This is a genomic window from Providencia sp. (genome assembly GCF_052096715.1).
In the GTDB taxonomy this organism is placed as follows: domain Bacteria; phylum Pseudomonadota; class Gammaproteobacteria; order Enterobacterales; family Enterobacteriaceae; genus Providencia.
Genome location: NZ_JBQDNB010000022.1, coordinates 1 through 16631, shown reverse-complemented (window position 1 = coordinate 16631; position 16631 = coordinate 1). Strand labels below are relative to the sequence as shown.

The window sequence follows — 16631 nt, the reverse complement described above, 5'->3', positions numbered from 1 at the left end:
GCATCACTAGCTTGGCTCATCAAGGCCGTTTGTTTTTCAACATCTTTTTGCAATTTCAGTAAATCAGTATTCGCTTGTTCAAATTGCTTTTGCGCCGTCGCATAATTTTGTTCATTTTGCGTCAACGCCAATTGAAGTTGCTGCTGTTGCTTCTGGCTATCAACATATTGCTTAGACAATGTATCTTGCGCGACTTGATGCTCTTTCAGTTGTTGCTTGGCACTGGCAAGCTCAGCTTCTAAGGCGGTTTTTTGTTTGGCTTGTGCGGTTTGCTCAGCTAGCGATTGGGCGATTTTCTCTGCCTGCTGCGTTTTTTCAGTTAGCTGCTTGGTTAACTGCTGATTTTGTGTTTCCAGTAGTTTTGCCGCCGCTTGCTGTTTAGCTAATGCGTCGCGGGTAGCTTGACTGTCTACTTCGGCTTTTTTCAGCCCATCTTCTTTTTGTTTCAACAAAGCCACTTGTTGATTCAGATCAGCGGTTAATGCTTTAACTTGTGTATCAGTGGCTTGGCCCGCTAAAGTGACTTGTTCTTTTAACTCTTTTTGTAATCTTTCTAAATCAGCATTCGCTAACGCAAGTTGTTTTTGCGCGGCTGCATAGTTTTGTTCATTTTGACTTAGTGTTGTTTGCTGCGCTTGCAATTGCTGCTTGGCACTCGCCAGCTCTGTTTCCAAAGCCACTTTTTGCGCGGCTATCGCTGTTTGCTCAATTAAAGCAGTTTGCGTTTTGTCGCCTTGCTGTACTTTTTCAGCTAACTGCTTGGTTAACTGCTGATTTTGCGTTTCCAGTAATTTCGCAGCCGCTTGCTGTTTAGTTAATGCCTCGCGGGTAGCTTGACTGTCCACTTCGGCTTTTTTCAGCCCATCTTCTTTTTGTTTCAACAAAGCCACTTGTTGATTCAGATCAGCGGTTAACGCCTTCACCTGTGCATCGCTAGCTTGGCTCATCAAGGCCGTTTGTTTTTCAACATCTTTTTGCAATTTCAGTAAATCAGTATTCGCTTGTTCAAATTGCTTTTGCGCCGTCGCATAATTTTGTTCATTTTGCGTCAACGCCAATTGAAGTTGCTGCTGTTGCTTCTGACTATCAGCATATTGTTTAGACAGTGCGTCTTGTGCCGTTTGATGGGCTTGTAATTGCTGTTTTGCCGCCGCTAATTCACGCTCTAATACCACTTTTTGCTCAGCGTTAACAGTCTGCTCAGCTAACGATTGGGCGATTTTCTCCGCCTGCTGCGTTTTTTCAGTTAACTGCTTAGTTAACTGCTGATTTTGTGTTTCAAGTAATTTTGCCGCATCTTGTTGCGCTTTCAATACCACTTGAATATCGTTCTTTTGATTTTGAGCTAATAGCAGTTCATCTTCTTTTTGTTTTAATAATTCTTGTTGCTGCAATAAACTAGCGGTAACTGATTTAACTTGCTCATCAGTATTACCATTAAGTTTTAATTGCTCTTTAGCCGCAATTTCTAATGCTGCAATTTCAGCTGTAAGCTGTTCTATTTTTAAATTAGCAGCAGCAAATTGTGTATCTTTGTCGGCTAATTGCTGTTTGATTCGTGACTGTTCAACAACACTATCATTCAACTGCTTTTCAAGTTGTGCAATTGTATCCTGTGTTTGTTGATTCTCTTGGCTAAGCTCTGTCAGACTATTTTGTTTTTGTTCAATAGTTTTTTCTGCTGCGGCGACCTTAGCATTTAACGAGTCAATAATTGATTGATCGTCAGATGAATTCAGTAAAGATTGTAGTTGTGTGATTTGATCTTTATTTCTAGCCACTTCATCTGTTAATTTATTAATCTCAAATTGCTTTTCGGTAATAATATGACTCAACTGCGCAATACTCTTATTATGATTAATAAGTTTTTCCACTAATTGCGCATCAGTAAGTAGATTATTATAACCAATTAGTTGCCCTACTCCTTGGGCAATACCAAATTGATATAAATTTGTTAATTGTTGCTGCTCAATGAGTTTAGCTAATTGCTCCAAATAAACAGAGTTATCCATTATTGGCGATTTAGCAAATTGAGATGAATATAAACCAAGAGGATTCAGCGCAATTTGGTATTTAGCGAAATCATTAGCTAAATAACTTGGGTTCCACTGATTACTTTGAAATAGATAGGGATAAGAAGACAGCAACATTGGTGCAGAAGAGCTCACGCCTTCAGTTAAAGTGCAAACTTCAGAAAGAGTCGTCTTTTCAGGTTCTACAGACTGGCTGGCGCCTGTAGAACTTTTATTATTTGCTTCTACTGTACTTTTTGTCTTACTTTTAGCGGTAGTCTTCGCACTTGTTCTTTTTTTATTCGCCGCAGATTTACTTTTTTCTTTCGGCGCAGGAACAGTCGATAACGAAGAGAAAACATCATAACCTTGAGCTTGCGTATTCACTGACGGTTGTTGTTGTAACTTATCTTCTTTTTCTAATTGAAGGTAAGTATCAAAATCATCAATAACATTGTTAAAACTGTCTGCTTTTATAACACTACTACAAAATGTTGTAAAAAGTGCCAGTGACACACAAAGCCTTAGGTTAGTTCTCATAATCCACTAATTTTCTTCAATGTTGATTCGGTAGACAATACAGAGTTATAGCGAACTTTTGCACAAAGCACTTTCGTTTTAGACTCTATTGCCATCTGTAATAATTCAATCGTATCTGGGCTTGCTGTTGTTTCTACTTGCCTATAAAGACGATTAATTTCGCTCACTTCTTTAAAAGAACCGACCAGACGGTTGTAATCTTTTGGTGATAGTGTTTTAAGTGCGTTTAACTCTTTAACGCAAGTATTTAAATGGGCAAATGATTGTTGTTCTGTTCCATCAGCGTTATAAGTCGTTGACTCTACTGGGGGACGATTCATCGCACTATTTAATACTTTTTGTGATTCAGGGTAAGAGCTATCTACTTGATTAGCTTTTACTTGAGCAGCTTGTTGTTCTGCTGTAGCTTGCTGAGTTGCAGTACTAGAGCTTGCTGCTGGTTTATTTGGTACCACTGTGTTGTACCTATCTGAATCAAATGCACAGCCTGAAAGAAGAGCCGTACTTGCTATAAGCAAAGATGCAACATAAAATTTATTTTTTAAAAACATATGGTTACCTTACCAGTACTTTTCTTCGCTATTATAATGATGCCCGAGAAACCTAGTGTAAGCTAAAATGTAGCTATTTTCTATAAGCCCGAATGTAGAAATAGAGTCATCTCATAAATTTAGATTAATTACTTTTTAGTTTTTATCGAGTTTTGTCTCTACATTTGCGAACATTTCTGATTTTTTCACAATCACACTCAAAAATACGCTTAATGTGTTTATATTTTAAATCTAATCCTGATTTATTAAGTCTATTATCCACAACATATTTTATATGTGTAAGTCACTCATAATTTCAACAACACAATAACATCCTTATCGAGGATAATATTTGAATCCATGACAGTTGAAATAATTGCTAACAAGTTAGATTACACTGCATCATCTTATTAAAAGCTTATACTTGCAAAGTTATAATTTTTGATTACAAATACACGCCTTAAAAGCGTATTTAATCCATCTCTATCTTAGTCAATAAAATAGCATAACCTAAGAATTACTATGGGTAAAACACACAGCATACGTTAATTTTAAAATCACATAATAGATAACTACCAAGTATACAAATTATAACAGTTCTCTGTCATAAATACTTATACTAAATTGATACTATTCGTTACTTACAATAGATTTAATGAGTTTAGTTCAAGATAATATTTTTACTAATCTTATTAAGACAGCCATTCCAAAATAGTCATCTAAATAATAAGCATCTCTATATTGCAGAATTTTATGGGGTGTTTTTATAAAATAAATAGTATGCCCGGCGTTACACCGGGCATAAAAAGCCCTATTTATGCTTTGGTAGGACGTAGTGCAGGGAAAAGAATAACATCACGAATAGTATGACTATTTGTGAATAACATAACCATACGGTCAATACCAATACCTAATCCTGCGGTCGGCGGTAATCCGTGCTCTAATGCAGTGATATAATCTTCATCATAGAACATCGCCTCATCGTCACCTTCATCTTTCTGGCGCACTTGCTCAGCAAAACGCTCGGCTTGATCTTGAGCATCATTTAGCTCAGAGAAACCATTACCGATTTCACGACCACCAATAAAGAATTCAAAACGGTCAGTAATGAATGGGTTATCATCATTACGGCGCGCAAGAGGTGAAACTTCTGCTGGATATTGCGTTATAAAAGTTGGTTGGATCAAGTGACTTTCAGCAACTTCTTCAAAAATTTCGCACTGAACACGACCTAATCCCCAGCTTTTTTCAATCTTGATTCCGATAGATTGCGCAATTGCGGTAGCTTTTTCCATATCATCAAGATCGGCAACATTCGTTTCAGGACGATATTTACAAATCGCTTCTTTCATCGTTAGCTTAGCGAAAGGCTGACCAAAATCAAATTCTTGCTCGCCATATTTCACTACGGTTTGACCTAATACTTTTTGTGTTAACGTACGGAATAAATCCTCGGTTAAAACGATCAAATCACGATAGTCAGCATAAGCCATATAGAGTTCCATCATGGTGAACTCTGGATTGTGACGAGGAGATAATCCCTCATTACGGAAATTGCGGTTGATTTCAAATACACGTTCAAAGCCACCCACGACTAATCTTTTAAGATACAGCTCTGGGGCAACACGCAGATACATATCAATATCTAATGCATTATGGTGAGTAACAAATGGACGCGCAGTTGCGCCACCTGGGATCACTTGCATCATTGGGGTTTCAACTTCCATAAAGCTTCTAGCCACCATAAAATTACGAACTTCGGCTAGAATTTTAGAACGAATAATAAACGTATGGCGTGACTCATCATTAGCAATCAAATCAAGATAACGTTGACGGTAACGCGTTTCTTGATCAGACAGACCATGGAATTTATCTGGTAATGGGCGCAGTGCTTTAGTCAGTAAACGAACGTCATGACAATGAACCGTCAATTCACCTGTTTTCGTTTTAAATAAACGACCTTTAACGCCTAAAATATCACCTAAATCCCATTTTTTAAATTGCTCGTTATACACGCCTTCAGCTAAATCATCTCGTGAAACGTAAATCTGAATGCGACCACCCACATCTTGTAGGGTTGCAAATGACGCTTTTCCCATAATACGACGTGTCATCATACGGCCAGCAATTGAGACTTCGATATTCAAATCTTCAAGTTCTTCCGTTGATTTTTCACCATATTGTGCATGAATTTTGTCAGAAATATCTTCACGACGAAAATCATTTGGAAATGGGATACCTTTTTCGCGTAACGCTACAAGTTTTTCTTTGCGGGCTTTGAGTTCGTTATTCAAATCGGGTACGTGTTCAGCACCCTGTTGTTCTTGAGACATTTTTTCCTGAGACATTTTTTCCTCACAGGCCAGCTTTTAAGCTAGCTTCAATGAATTTATCTAAATCACCATCCAGTACGGCTTGCGTGTTACGCGTTTCCACACCAGTACGTAAGTCTTTTATTCTTGCATCATCAAGTACATAAGAACGAATCTGGCTTCCCCAGCCGATATCCGATTTGTTCTCTTCCATGACCTGCTTGTCAGCATTTTTCTTCTGGACTTCCAGTTCATAAAGCTTCGCTTTTAACTGGCGCATCGCTTGATCTTTATTTTTATGTTGTGAACGGTCATTTTGACACTGAGTCACAATATTGGTCGGAATATGTGTGATACGTACCGCAGACTCAGTTTTATTAACGTGCTGACCACCCGCACCTGAAGCACGGTATACGTCAATGCGCAAATCAGCTGGGTTAATTTCTATATCAATATCATCATCAACTTCCGGGTAAATAAACGCCGAGCTGAACGATGTATGACGACGACCACCTGAATCAAACGGGCTTTTACGAACCAAACGGTGAACCCCAGTTTCAGTTCTCAGCCAGCCATATGCGTAGTCACCAATGATTTTTACTGTCGCGGATTTTAAACCTGCAACATCACCATCAGATTCTTCAATAATTTCTGTTTTGAAGCCCTTTGACTCAGCCCAACGCAAGTACATACGTAATAACATACTTGCCCAATCTTGGGCTTCCGTACCGCCAGAACCCGCTTGCAAGTCAATGTAGCAGTTAGCACTATCATACTCACCAGAGAACATACGGTGAAACTCAAGTTTTTCTAACTTAGTTTGTAGCGCATCTAACTCGGCACCCGCTTCGTTGAAGGTTTCTTCGTCATCGGCTTCGATGGCAAGTTCAAGTAAACCTTCTACATCTTCAATACCTTGAGTTAATTGGTCGATGGTCTCAACAATAATTTCAAGGGATGAGCGCTCTTTACCAAGTGCTTGAGCTCTTTCTGGTTCGTTCCAGACATCAGGCTGCTCAAGCTCTGCATTGACTTCTTCTAAGCGTTCCTTCTTGGCATCATAGTCAAAGATACCCCCTCAGAACCGCTGTCCGTTCAGACAGGTCCTGAATCTTATTTTTTACTGGGTTAATTTCAAACGTCATTTTCAATATCTTATGGTTGGTCGAAGATAAAATTTTGTATTTACAAACCGTTTAGTATACCGGAACTTCGGCAAGGTTTATAGCACCATAAAAACTGCTTTATCTATCATTAATGAGTACAGCTTAATTTGTTATTCAGGCCAAATGTGTTCTATCATTAACTGCACATTTCGCTGTCCACGGAACTCGTTAACATCGAGTTTAAATGCGATTTTAGCTTTTTTGACGCTATTATCAGGCCACCGGCGTACATCAATATTAAACATAATAGCATCTAACATCGGCCCACCATTAATAGGCTCCAAGATCAGCTTAAGATGTTTAGTGCCAACTAATTTTTGTTGTAATAGCTGAAAGTGTCCATCAAATATAGGTTCAGGAAATGATTGCCCCCATGGACCACTTTCACGAATAAGTTCAGCAGTTTCTAAAGAAAATTCATTGCGAGCCAGTTCGCCATCACTCCAAATTACCCCTGATAATTGCTCAGGTTGAATAATTTCGCCCATTAACAACTCAAAGTGATGTTTAAACGCTTCAAAGTTACCTTCTTCAAGAGTCAATCCTGCCGCCATCGCATGACCACCAAATTTTTGCATCAACCCAGGCTGTAAAGTATTTAAGCGCTCTAAAGCATCTCTCATATGAACGCCCTGAACAGAACGCCCTGAGCCCTTTAAAATACCATCGCCCGCAGGTGCAAATGCAATAACAGGTCGATGATATTGTTCTTTAATTCTCGATGCAAGAATACCAACGACCCCCTGATGCCATTCTGGATGATACAGTGCTAAACCATGGGGTAATTGGTTATCGCTATAATCTATTTGGTTAAATAACACTAACGCTTCTTGCTGCATACCCGCTTCAATATCACGCCGAGTTTGGTTTAATCCATCCAGTTCATTAGCAAGTTCCCGCGCGTAAGCCATATCATCAGTCAACAATAGTTCGATACTGACGGACATATCATCAAGCCTACCCGCCGCATTTAATCTTGGCCCTAGTGCAAATCCAAAATCATTAGCAACAAGCCGAGGGGCTTCTCGTTTAGACACCTCGATTAATGCCTTAATACCTGCACAGCAGCGCCCTGCTCTGACGCGATGTAAGCCTTGATGTACCAAAATTCGATTATTGGTATCGAGCGGAACAACGTCTGCCACAGTACCTAAAGCGACTAAATCGAGATATTCAGCCAAATTAGGTTCACTAAGACCTTGTTGGGTAAACCACCCTTCTTGACGTAAATGAGCACGAAGTGCTGACATTAAATAAAATGTCACTCCGACACCGGCTAGCGATTTAGATGCAAAATGGCATTGGTTAAGGTTTGGATTAATAATAGCATCTGCATCTGGCAAGGTTTCACCGGGCAAATGGTGATCGGTAATAATCACTTTAATACCGTAATCATTTGCTGTAGCAACCCCCTCATGAGAGGAAATACCATTATCAACAGTAATAATAAGATTAGCACCACGCTTATGTGCTTCTTCCACCACCAATGGCGTTAATCCATACCCATTTTCAAAACGATTTGGCACAATATAATTAATATTTGCATATCCCATCGCCTTTAATGCACGGATAGCCAAAGCCGTACTTGTTGCGCCATCAGCGTCAAAATCACCCACAATAGTGATTGAATCATGCTCAATTAATGCGCTATAAAGTAACGCTAACGCATTTTCAATACCGAATAACGAACGATAATCCAAAAGGTTAGACGCTTTACGCTCTAATTGGGTCGTATTGGTAATGCCACGATACGCATAAATACGTTGTAAAAGCTCTGGAACATCAGGCAATTGAATCACTTCATCGCTTAATGCTCGCTGACGTAAAAAAGTTTCAATATTCACAATGGCGACTATTTTTGTTCAAGTAACTGAATAAGAGCATCTGGCGTTAAAAAGCCTGGCAACATTTGTCCATTTGGTAAAATAATAGCCGGGGTTCCTGTAACTTTAAATAAGTTACCTACTTGCATATGCTTACTAAAATCAATTTTACATTCATCAATCATGGCAATTTCATCGCCTTTGAATGCTTTTGTTAATGCATTTTGTGGCATCGCATTACACCATATTGATGCCATTTTTTTAGCCACGTCACTGTCCAAACCTTGGCGAGGATAAGCCAGATAACGTACAGTTACGCCTTTACTGTTTAATTCACCCACGGTTTCATGTAGTTTTTTACAATAGCCACAGCTAATATCCGTAAAGACCGTCACAACGTATTTCTCTTTTGGCGCTTTAAAAACAATCATTTCATCTTTTAGCGCTTCAACTTTTTTCATCAACGGCTGGTTGCTGATATTGACCGGATTTTTGCCGCTCATATCATAGATAGGACCTTGCAATAAATACTTACCGTCATCAGTGATATAAACAATACCTGTTGAGGTTTCAACTACATTTAGCCCCACAATTGGCGAAGGCTTAATTGACTCAACCGTCATGTCGTATTTTGCAAGAGTCTCTTTAATTACTTTTTCTTCTGTCGCTCCATAAACCGAAGCCGTAAAAGAGGCAATACACGCCACCAATAATAACAATTTGCGTTTCATATTTATCCTTAAATAGCACATCATCCCCTTGGATGATGTTGCTCATGTAATACACGTAACCGTTCAGTAGCAACATGCGTATAAATTTGTGTTGTTGAAAGGTCACTATGCCCCAACAACATCTGCACCACTCGTAAGTCTGCACCATGATTAAGCAAATGCGTAGCAAATGCATGCCTCAGTACATGTGGCGATAATAATTCAGCGTCTATATTCGCCAAAACTGCATAATATTTAATGCGGTACCAAAATGTTTGTCGAGTCATTTTTGTTCCACGCTTACTTGGAAATAAAACGTCACTCGCTTTACCGTTTAATAATTCAGGGCGGCTCTCATCAATATATTTTTCTAGCCAATATATTGCCTCTTCTCCCAAAGGAATCAATCGCTCTTTATCACCTTTACCGACAACCCGTATAACACCCTGTCGTAAACTGATATCTGGGAATGTTAACCCAATAAGTTCGGAGACACGTAAACCACATGCATATAAAACTTCAAGCATGGCTTTGTCTCTTAACTCAAGAGCGTCTTCTGTTGCTGGCGCATTAAGTAAATCTTCGACCTGTTTTTCACTCAAATCTTTGGGTAAGCGTCTTGGTATTTTAGGCGCCGCAATTACCGCAGAAGGATCATCAAGTCGTATTTTTTCACGATAAAAATACTGGAAAAGCCGACGAATTGAACTCAATAAACGCGCTGAACTTGCCGCCTTATAACCGCTATCAATACGTTCAGCTAAAAAAGACTGTAAATCTAAAGATTGAACACTTTCCAAATGCAATTGCTGCGCATCTAACCACCTATCCAATGACTGCAAATCAAGACGATATGACGCTAATGTATTGTCAGCAAGTGATTGTTCTAGCCAAATTGTATCAAGAAATTGTTCAATTAATGGATTAAGTTGTTTTGTTTCCACGACAAATTCCGTTCCTTTAAGTAAAACCGCACGATTCTATTATGCCCGAATATGGCTCCATCTGTTACAATATATCTCTTGTGATGAAAAACCATAGCTGGACATAGTAACAATATATATGAAAATAGGTCTTTTTTACGGTTCTAGTACCTGTTATACCGAAATGGTTGCAGAAAAAATACGTGATATTCTCGGCGATGATTTCGTCACACTGCATAATATCAATGATACTCCACCCGAATTGATGGAACAGTATGATGTTCTCATTTTAGGAATACCTACGTGGGATTTCGGTGAAATACAGGAAGATTGGCTAGAAATTTGGGAACAGCTTCCCAAGCTTAATCTTGAAGGAAAGATTGTCGCGTTGTTCGGTCTTGGCGATCAAATCGATTATAGCGAATGGTTTCTGGATGCATTAGGTTTGCTCTATCATCAACTTAAACCTACTGGCGCTCATTTTATTGGTTTTTGGCCTACAGAAGGATATGAATTTGAAAGCCCGAAACCCTTAAATGATAACGGCGATATGTTTGTGGGTTTGGCGATAGATGAAGTTCATCAGTTTGAACAAACCGATGCGCGCATAGCACAATGGTGCATACAAATCTTACAAGAAATTGAAGAATCGCTCTGACTTGAAATTACTGCAATTAACAGAACTGTATCAAAAATATAAATTATTCGGTGCTATCTTAGCTATAGCATTAAATATCTGGATATTGCAGTAATAATTGATTTAGATTTCGCCAATTTTCATCCGATACTGCATCCCTTGCTATCCAGAGATGAATTTTTTGTGGTTTGCCCTGAAGCGCGCTCATAGTGAGTAGTATGCCAAAACGGCTACGCCAAGGCGTTTTATCGATACTCCATTCGTTTTTCTTCCACTGGACTTTATTGCCATTAACAAGAACAGCGACACCTTTCGTTTTACTGATATTTTTTTGGCTTTTAGCCCAGCTAGCAACCACAACGACCAATAATGGTAGCCATATCATTGAATTCTCCGGTGCCCACGGTGCAATCAGCAAAAAAGCGCCAACCGCCCCATGAACACAGGTAGAAAAAAATTGAGTTTTCCATGAAATGGAGAGATTAGATTTCCACAGGACCACGATTTTTATTTTTTTCCTGAATAAGTTTTATCATAGCAAATAACTTTTCGTCGTCTGGACGACCATGGTTCATCAGCCAATTAAATAAATCTGGATCTGCACACTCTAACAAACGAACAAACGTGTGTTTATCTTCATCTGACAAGCTATCATATTCGTATTCAAAAAAAGGCATGATTGAAATATCTAGCTCACGCATACCACGTCTACAAGCCCAATGAATCCGCGCTTTATTTTCTATATCCATTTCACTACGACCTTTCTGTTGCAGTTAACTGATAAGATTGATTATTTTAAATATTCTAACAGATTAGCGGCCAATAAAACATGTCAGACTCGACATTGTTATCATTTTAAGCAGTAAAATACCATTTTTCACGTCCCCTTATGCAAAAAAATTAAAAAGACTAAAAATGCTAAAGACGTTTTTGATTGCTAGGGGCTATCTCAATAAAATGGCATAATAACTGCTTGCAATGTTACCTAGCTATTTTACCATTAGGCACCTTTATCTATCAAAGAACAACAGGTGAAATCATGACTACCCATGTTGACAACTTATCACAATTTCCTCTTGATTCTCAGTCTTTACCTCTCGTTTTGATTTCGCTAGAAAACTGGGAACTTATTCATATTCATGGCATTGATGCTGAAAAATATCTACAAGGGCAGGTCACCGCGGATATAAGTACACTCCAGCAGGTTCATACATTAACAGCACATTGTGACCCGAAAGGTAAAATGTGGAGTGACCTTCGTCTCTTTCATCATTTAGACGGTTTTTCCTATTTAATTAGAAAAAGTGTCGCTGATGTAGAGCTTACTGAACTAAAAAAATATGCCGTTTTTTCTAAAGTTACTTTTGAAAAAAAATCAGACCTAAAACTACTTGCTATCGCAGGCCTCGGCGCAAAAGCCGCTTTAGCCTCTCTTTTTGATGTTCTACCTGATAACGAAAACCAAATCGTCACTCATGGAACAACAACCTTATTACATTTTGCCCTGCCTGCTGAACGTTTTCTGCTAATTACAGATGAACAAACCGCGCAACAGGTCACCAGTTCCCTGAATGCAATTCAAGTTAACGATGACCAGTGGTTATCATTAGAAATTGAAGCGGGCTATGCCATTATCGACCAAGAAAATAGTGCACAACATTTGCCTCAAGCGACTAACTTGCAAGCACTACCTTATGGTATTAGCTTTAAAAAAGGCTGTTATACAGGCCAAGAAATGGTAGCCCGTGCAAAATTCCGTGGCGCAAATAAGCGAGCAATGTACTGGCTAAAAGGGACCGGTTCATCAGTCCCCGCAGCAGGTGATGGGCTAGAGTGGCAATTAGGTGATAAATGGCGCCGTACAGGCACTGTTCTTGCTGCGGTTCGTTTAGGTAATGATGAGTTAAATGTACAAATCATTATGAATAATGATATGGAAGCCGATAGTGTCTTTCGTGTTATTGGTGATGAACAAAGTCGCCTCACCATTGCACCACTGCCATATTCATTAGAAGAAGAAAAATAATTGAGGTTTTTATGTCATCAGTAACAGGTACTAAGCCACTCGATATTATGAATTTTGGGGCTTTTACCGAAGTCGTCCAATTTTTAATGGAACTCGATAAGCTAAAAAGTGTTTATCGTAAAAATAAGCTACTTAATCGTGAACGTCATGAAAACACGGCCGAACATAGCTGGCAATTTGCTGTCGCGGCAATGAGTTTTGCCCCATATGTTGAAGGTGTCAATCCAGAACATGCCATTAAGCTTGCACTTGTTCACGACATTGTCGAGATTGATGCCGGAGATGTGATTGTATTTGATAATGCAGCACGCGAAGCTATTCGTGATGAAGAAATCAAAGCAGCAAAACGTATTTTCGCCCTACTTCCTAGTCCACAAAGTGAGTCATTTTTAGCCCTGTGGAATGAGTATGACGCATTAGAGACACAAGACTCTAAATTTGCGAATGCGATTGATAGAGCGATGCCAATGCTAATGAACTTACATAATCAGGGACAAAGCTGGGTTGAAAATAATATTCGCCTTGACCAAGTTCTAAGCAAGTGTGACTACATTGAACAGATTCTCCCTGAATTTTGGCTACAACTTAAACCTCAATTAGAACTCGCTCACCAAAAAGGCTGGTTGCTGTAGACTCCCCTTAAAATAAAAGCCCGCTTATCAATAAACGGGCTTTTATATCTCAACCTAATAAATTACATATAGTCGGCAATCGGCACACAAGAACAATGTAAATGGCGATCGCCATATACATCATCCAAGCGTTTCACCGCAGGCCAATATTTATTAACTCGAGTCGCGTGGGTTGGAAAGGCTGCGAGTTCGCGGCTATAACTATGAGCCCATTCATCGGCTAATTCCGTTTGGACATGAGGCGAATTAACCAATGGATTATCTTCAAGTGGCCATTCACCTTTGACGACTTGGTCTATCTCACCACGAATAGCCAGCATCGCATCAATAAAGCGATCAATTTCGACAATACTTTCCGATTCAGTTGGTTCAATCATCAACGTTCCCGCGACAGGGAATGACATAGTTGGTGCATGAAATCCATAATCAATCAGTCTTTTTGCGATATCTAATTCACTAATACCAGTATCTTTCTTGATAGGGCGCAAATCAACGATACACTCATGCGCCACATAACCTTCTTGACCGGTATATAAAATGTCATAGTGACCAGACAAACGCTTAGCAATGTAATTTGCATTCAAGATTGCGACTTGGCTCGCTTTTCGAAGACCATAAGAGCCCATCATCCGAATATACATCCAGCTAATTGGTAAGATAGATGCACTACCAAATGGTGCGGCGGAAACCGCGCCTTGATCAGTGATCATTTCCTGTTCAACTACTGAATGCCCCGGTACAAACGGTGCTAAATGCTTTTTAACACCTATCGGTCCCATACCTGGGCCGCCACCGCCATGAGGAATACAAAAAGTTTTATGTAAATTCAAATGTGAAACATCCGCACCAATAAAGCCCGGAGTCGTTAGCCCCACCTGTGCATTCATATTTGCACCATCAAGATACACTTGACCGCCATACTGATGAATAATTTCACAAACTTCACGAATACTTTCTTCATACACACCATGAGTCGATGGGTAAGTCACCATCACGCAAGATAGCGCTTCGCTGTGCTCTTGTGCTTTTTCACGCAGATCAACTAAATCAATATTACCTTCATCATCACAACGCACGACGACGACGTCCATTCCCGCCATATGGGCAGAAGCTGGATTGGTACCATGAGCTGATGCCGGAATTAAACAAATATTTCGGGCGCCATCATCACGGCTTTCATGATAACGACGAATTGCCAGTAACCCGGCGTACTCACCCTGAGCGCCTGAGTTTGGCTGCATACAAACCGCATCATAGCCAGTTAATTGCACCAACCAATGAGAGAGCTGTTCAATCATCTGATGATAACCCTGAGCTTGCTCTGGTGGACAAAATGGATGTAACTCACCAAATTCAGGCCATGTAATCGGGATCATTTCCGCTGTGGCATTGAGCTTCATGGTACATGAGCCTAGCGGTATCATTGCTTGATTCAGGGCTAAATCTTTTCGCTCCAAACTATGCATGTAACGCATCATTTCCGTTTCACTGTGGTAACGATGAAAATTAGGGTGTGCCAAAATTTCATCATCTCGTTGCATTGATAACGCAATAGCACTTGCTGAAGCTGAAGCTGAAACTTGTTTATCGAGTTTTTCAAAATCTAATTTTGTATCATTACCTGTGATAACAGCAAACAAGTCATTCAGATCTTGACGTGTTGTGGTTTCATTAAACGTCACGCCCACTGCACCACGAATATCCGTACGTAAATTAATTTTGGCTTTATCTGCACGAGCAAGTACCGCAATTTTATCGGTTACCTCAATTGTCAAAGTATCAAACCACGTTTTATGGCGCACAGAAACACCAGCTTCAATTAATGCCGCCGCAAAAATAGAACTAAAACGATGAATACGCTCAGCAATTATTTTTAAGCCTTGAGGACCGTGATATACCGCGTACATTGCTGCAATATTGGCCAAAAGAACTTGTGAGGTACAAATATTTGAGTTAGCTTTTTCACGACGAATATGCTGCTCTCGAGTTTGCATCGCCATACGTAATGCCGTATTACCTGCCGCATCACGTGAAACACCAATAATGCGCCCCGGCATTGCACGTTTGAACTCATCACGGCAAGCAAAGAATGCCGCATGAGGCCCACCATATCCCATTGGTACACCAAAACGTTGCGCTGAGCCAAAAACAATATCAGCGCCTTGTTTACCGGGCGCGGCCAACAAAACCAAAGCCATCATTTCCGCAGCAACACAACTGACGATTTTGCGTTCTTTTAGTTTTGTTAAGAGGGCCGTATAATCGTGGATCTCTCCAGTTGTACCCACTTGCTGCAATAACGCACCAAATACGCCTTCATGTTCGAGTACTTTATCGGCTTTATCGACAATCACTTCAAATCCAAATGTTCCCGCGCGCGTGCGCACAACATCCAGTGTTTGAGGGTGAATATCATCAGCCACAAAAAAGCGTTCTGCATCTTTGAGCTTACTAATCCGTTTTGCCATCGCCATCGCTTCTGCGGCAGCTGTTGCTTCATCAAGTAGTGAAGCAGAGGCTAAATCTAATCCTGTTAAATCAATTGTGAGCTGTTGAAAATTCAACAAAGATTCAAGGCGACCTTGAGATACTTCAGGTTGATAAGGCGTGTAAGCGGTATACCAACCTGGATTTTCTAATAAGTTACGCAAAATAACGGGAGGAAGCACTGTCGGTGCATAGCCCATACCGATATAACTTTTATAACGTTTATTCAATGAAGCGATAGCTTTTAACTCAGCCAAAGCTTCTTGTTCTGTTGCGCCCCCACCCACTCTCGGTGGCTCCGGTAATAAAATTGCTTTGGGTACAATTTTATCCATCAAACTATCGAGTGACGTTGCGCCAACGGTATTCAACATGGTTTTTATTTGTTGTTCTGATGAACCAATATGGCGTGAAATAAATTCTGAACGATTTTCTAATTGACTAAGTGACATCGACATATCTGTGTTCCCATCCTTTGTCTGCTATGCGTAAGTTGTAGGGCATTTAAGCGGTAATACTGAGTTTTATAACTGATAACTGAATTTAGTATCTATTCACATAAGTATTTTTAAATTTCACATTAAAAACACCTTTCTTGCATCCTAAATAGTTCGAGTTGCGGCTAGGCGGCAAGTAAAGCTAAGCCCTAGGAGCATACATGAGTATGTGACTGGGGTTAGCGAACGCAGCCAACAACGCTGCGGCTCGAAATATGACGGATATGTGAAGCTAAGCCCTAGGAGCATACATAAGTATGTGACTAGGGTTAGCGAACGCGGCCAACAACGCTGCGGCTCGAAATATGACGGATATGTGAAGCTAAGCCCTAGGAG

The 16631-nt window shown here is 39.9% G+C and carries 13 protein-coding genes; 3 read left to right on the top strand and 10 right to left on the bottom strand.

What is annotated here, in order from left to right:
- The 7 genes from ACTH6U_RS15430 to xerD form a co-directional block, all read right to left on the bottom strand.
- On the bottom strand, positions 1–2528 hold a 2528-nt coding region (locus tag ACTH6U_RS15430), incomplete at its 3' end, for a hypothetical protein (protein WP_441832561.1).
- 20 nt (positions 2529–2548) lie between these two features.
- Positions 2549–3103: a hypothetical protein gene (locus ACTH6U_RS15425; protein WP_441832560.1), complete on the bottom strand. Its 555-nt coding sequence runs from the start codon at positions 3101–3103 to the stop codon at positions 2549–2551.
- Positions 3104–3897: 794 nt separating this feature from the next.
- Positions 3898–5415, bottom strand: a complete 1518-nt coding sequence (gene lysS / locus ACTH6U_RS15420; RefSeq protein WP_294102863.1) for a lysine--tRNA ligase — start codon at positions 5413–5415, stop codon at positions 3898–3900.
- 22 nt (positions 5416–5437) lie between these two features.
- Positions 5438–6539, bottom strand: a protein-coding gene (prfB, locus tag ACTH6U_RS15415) for a peptide chain release factor 2 (RefSeq protein ID WP_336428758.1) whose coding sequence is annotated in 2 segments (ribosomal slippage) — positions 5438–6460 and positions 6462–6539 — 1101 coding nt in all. Because the reading frame shifts where the segments join, the coding sequence is not laid out codon by codon here.
- A 131-nt stretch (positions 6540–6670) separates the two neighbouring features.
- Positions 6671–8404, bottom strand: coding sequence for a single-stranded-DNA-specific exonuclease RecJ (gene recJ, locus ACTH6U_RS15410; RefSeq protein WP_441829349.1), 1734 nt, complete (start codon positions 8402–8404; stop codon positions 6671–6673).
- A gap of 8 nt (positions 8405–8412) precedes the next feature.
- Positions 8413–9114: a bifunctional protein-disulfide isomerase/oxidoreductase DsbC gene (dsbC, locus tag ACTH6U_RS15405; RefSeq protein ID WP_294102847.1), complete on the bottom strand. Its 702-nt coding sequence runs from the start codon at positions 9112–9114 to the stop codon at positions 8413–8415.
- A 20-nt stretch (positions 9115–9134) separates the two neighbouring features.
- A complete protein-coding gene (xerD, locus tag ACTH6U_RS15400; protein ID WP_336428755.1) occupies positions 9135–10037 on the bottom strand; it encodes a site-specific tyrosine recombinase XerD in 903 nt (300 codons plus the stop codon).
- 118 nt (positions 10038–10155) lie between these two features.
- Here xerD and fldB point away from each other — a divergent pair, with 118 nt between their 5' ends.
- Positions 10156–10674 carry a flavodoxin FldB gene (gene fldB / locus ACTH6U_RS15395; RefSeq protein WP_434719340.1) on the top strand — a complete coding sequence of 173 codons (519 nt, stop codon included), beginning with the start codon at positions 10156–10158 and terminating at the stop codon, positions 10672–10674.
- 70 nt (positions 10675–10744) lie between these two features.
- Here the strand turns inward: fldB and ACTH6U_RS15390 are convergent, their stop codons facing one another.
- Entirely contained in the window at positions 10745–11155 is a 411-nt protein-coding gene (locus ACTH6U_RS15390) for a protein YgfX (protein WP_441832559.1), read from the bottom strand.
- Positions 11136–11402, bottom strand: coding sequence for an FAD assembly factor SdhE (gene sdhE, locus ACTH6U_RS15385; protein WP_294102836.1), 267 nt, complete (start codon positions 11400–11402; stop codon positions 11136–11138). The genes ACTH6U_RS15390 and sdhE overlap by 20 nt, the downstream gene beginning before the upstream one ends.
- Positions 11403–11692: 290 nt before the next feature.
- On the opposite strand from sdhE, the gene ygfZ reads away from it, so the two are divergent.
- Both ygfZ and ACTH6U_RS15375 read left to right on the top strand, forming a co-directional pair.
- Entirely contained in the window at positions 11693–12679 is a 987-nt protein-coding gene (gene ygfZ / locus ACTH6U_RS15380) for a tRNA-modifying protein YgfZ (RefSeq protein WP_441832558.1), read from the top strand.
- An 11-nt stretch (positions 12680–12690) separates the two neighbouring features.
- Entirely contained in the window at positions 12691–13311 is a 621-nt protein-coding gene (locus ACTH6U_RS15375; RefSeq protein ID WP_294102830.1) for an HD domain-containing protein, read from the top strand.
- A gap of 62 nt (positions 13312–13373) precedes the next feature.
- Here the strand turns inward: ACTH6U_RS15375 and gcvP are convergent, their stop codons facing one another.
- Complete coding sequence (gene gcvP / locus ACTH6U_RS15370) at positions 13374–16256, bottom strand: aminomethyl-transferring glycine dehydrogenase (protein WP_441832557.1); 2883 nt, start codon at positions 16254–16256, stop codon at positions 13374–13376.
- Positions 16257–16631 lie beyond the last annotated feature (375 nt).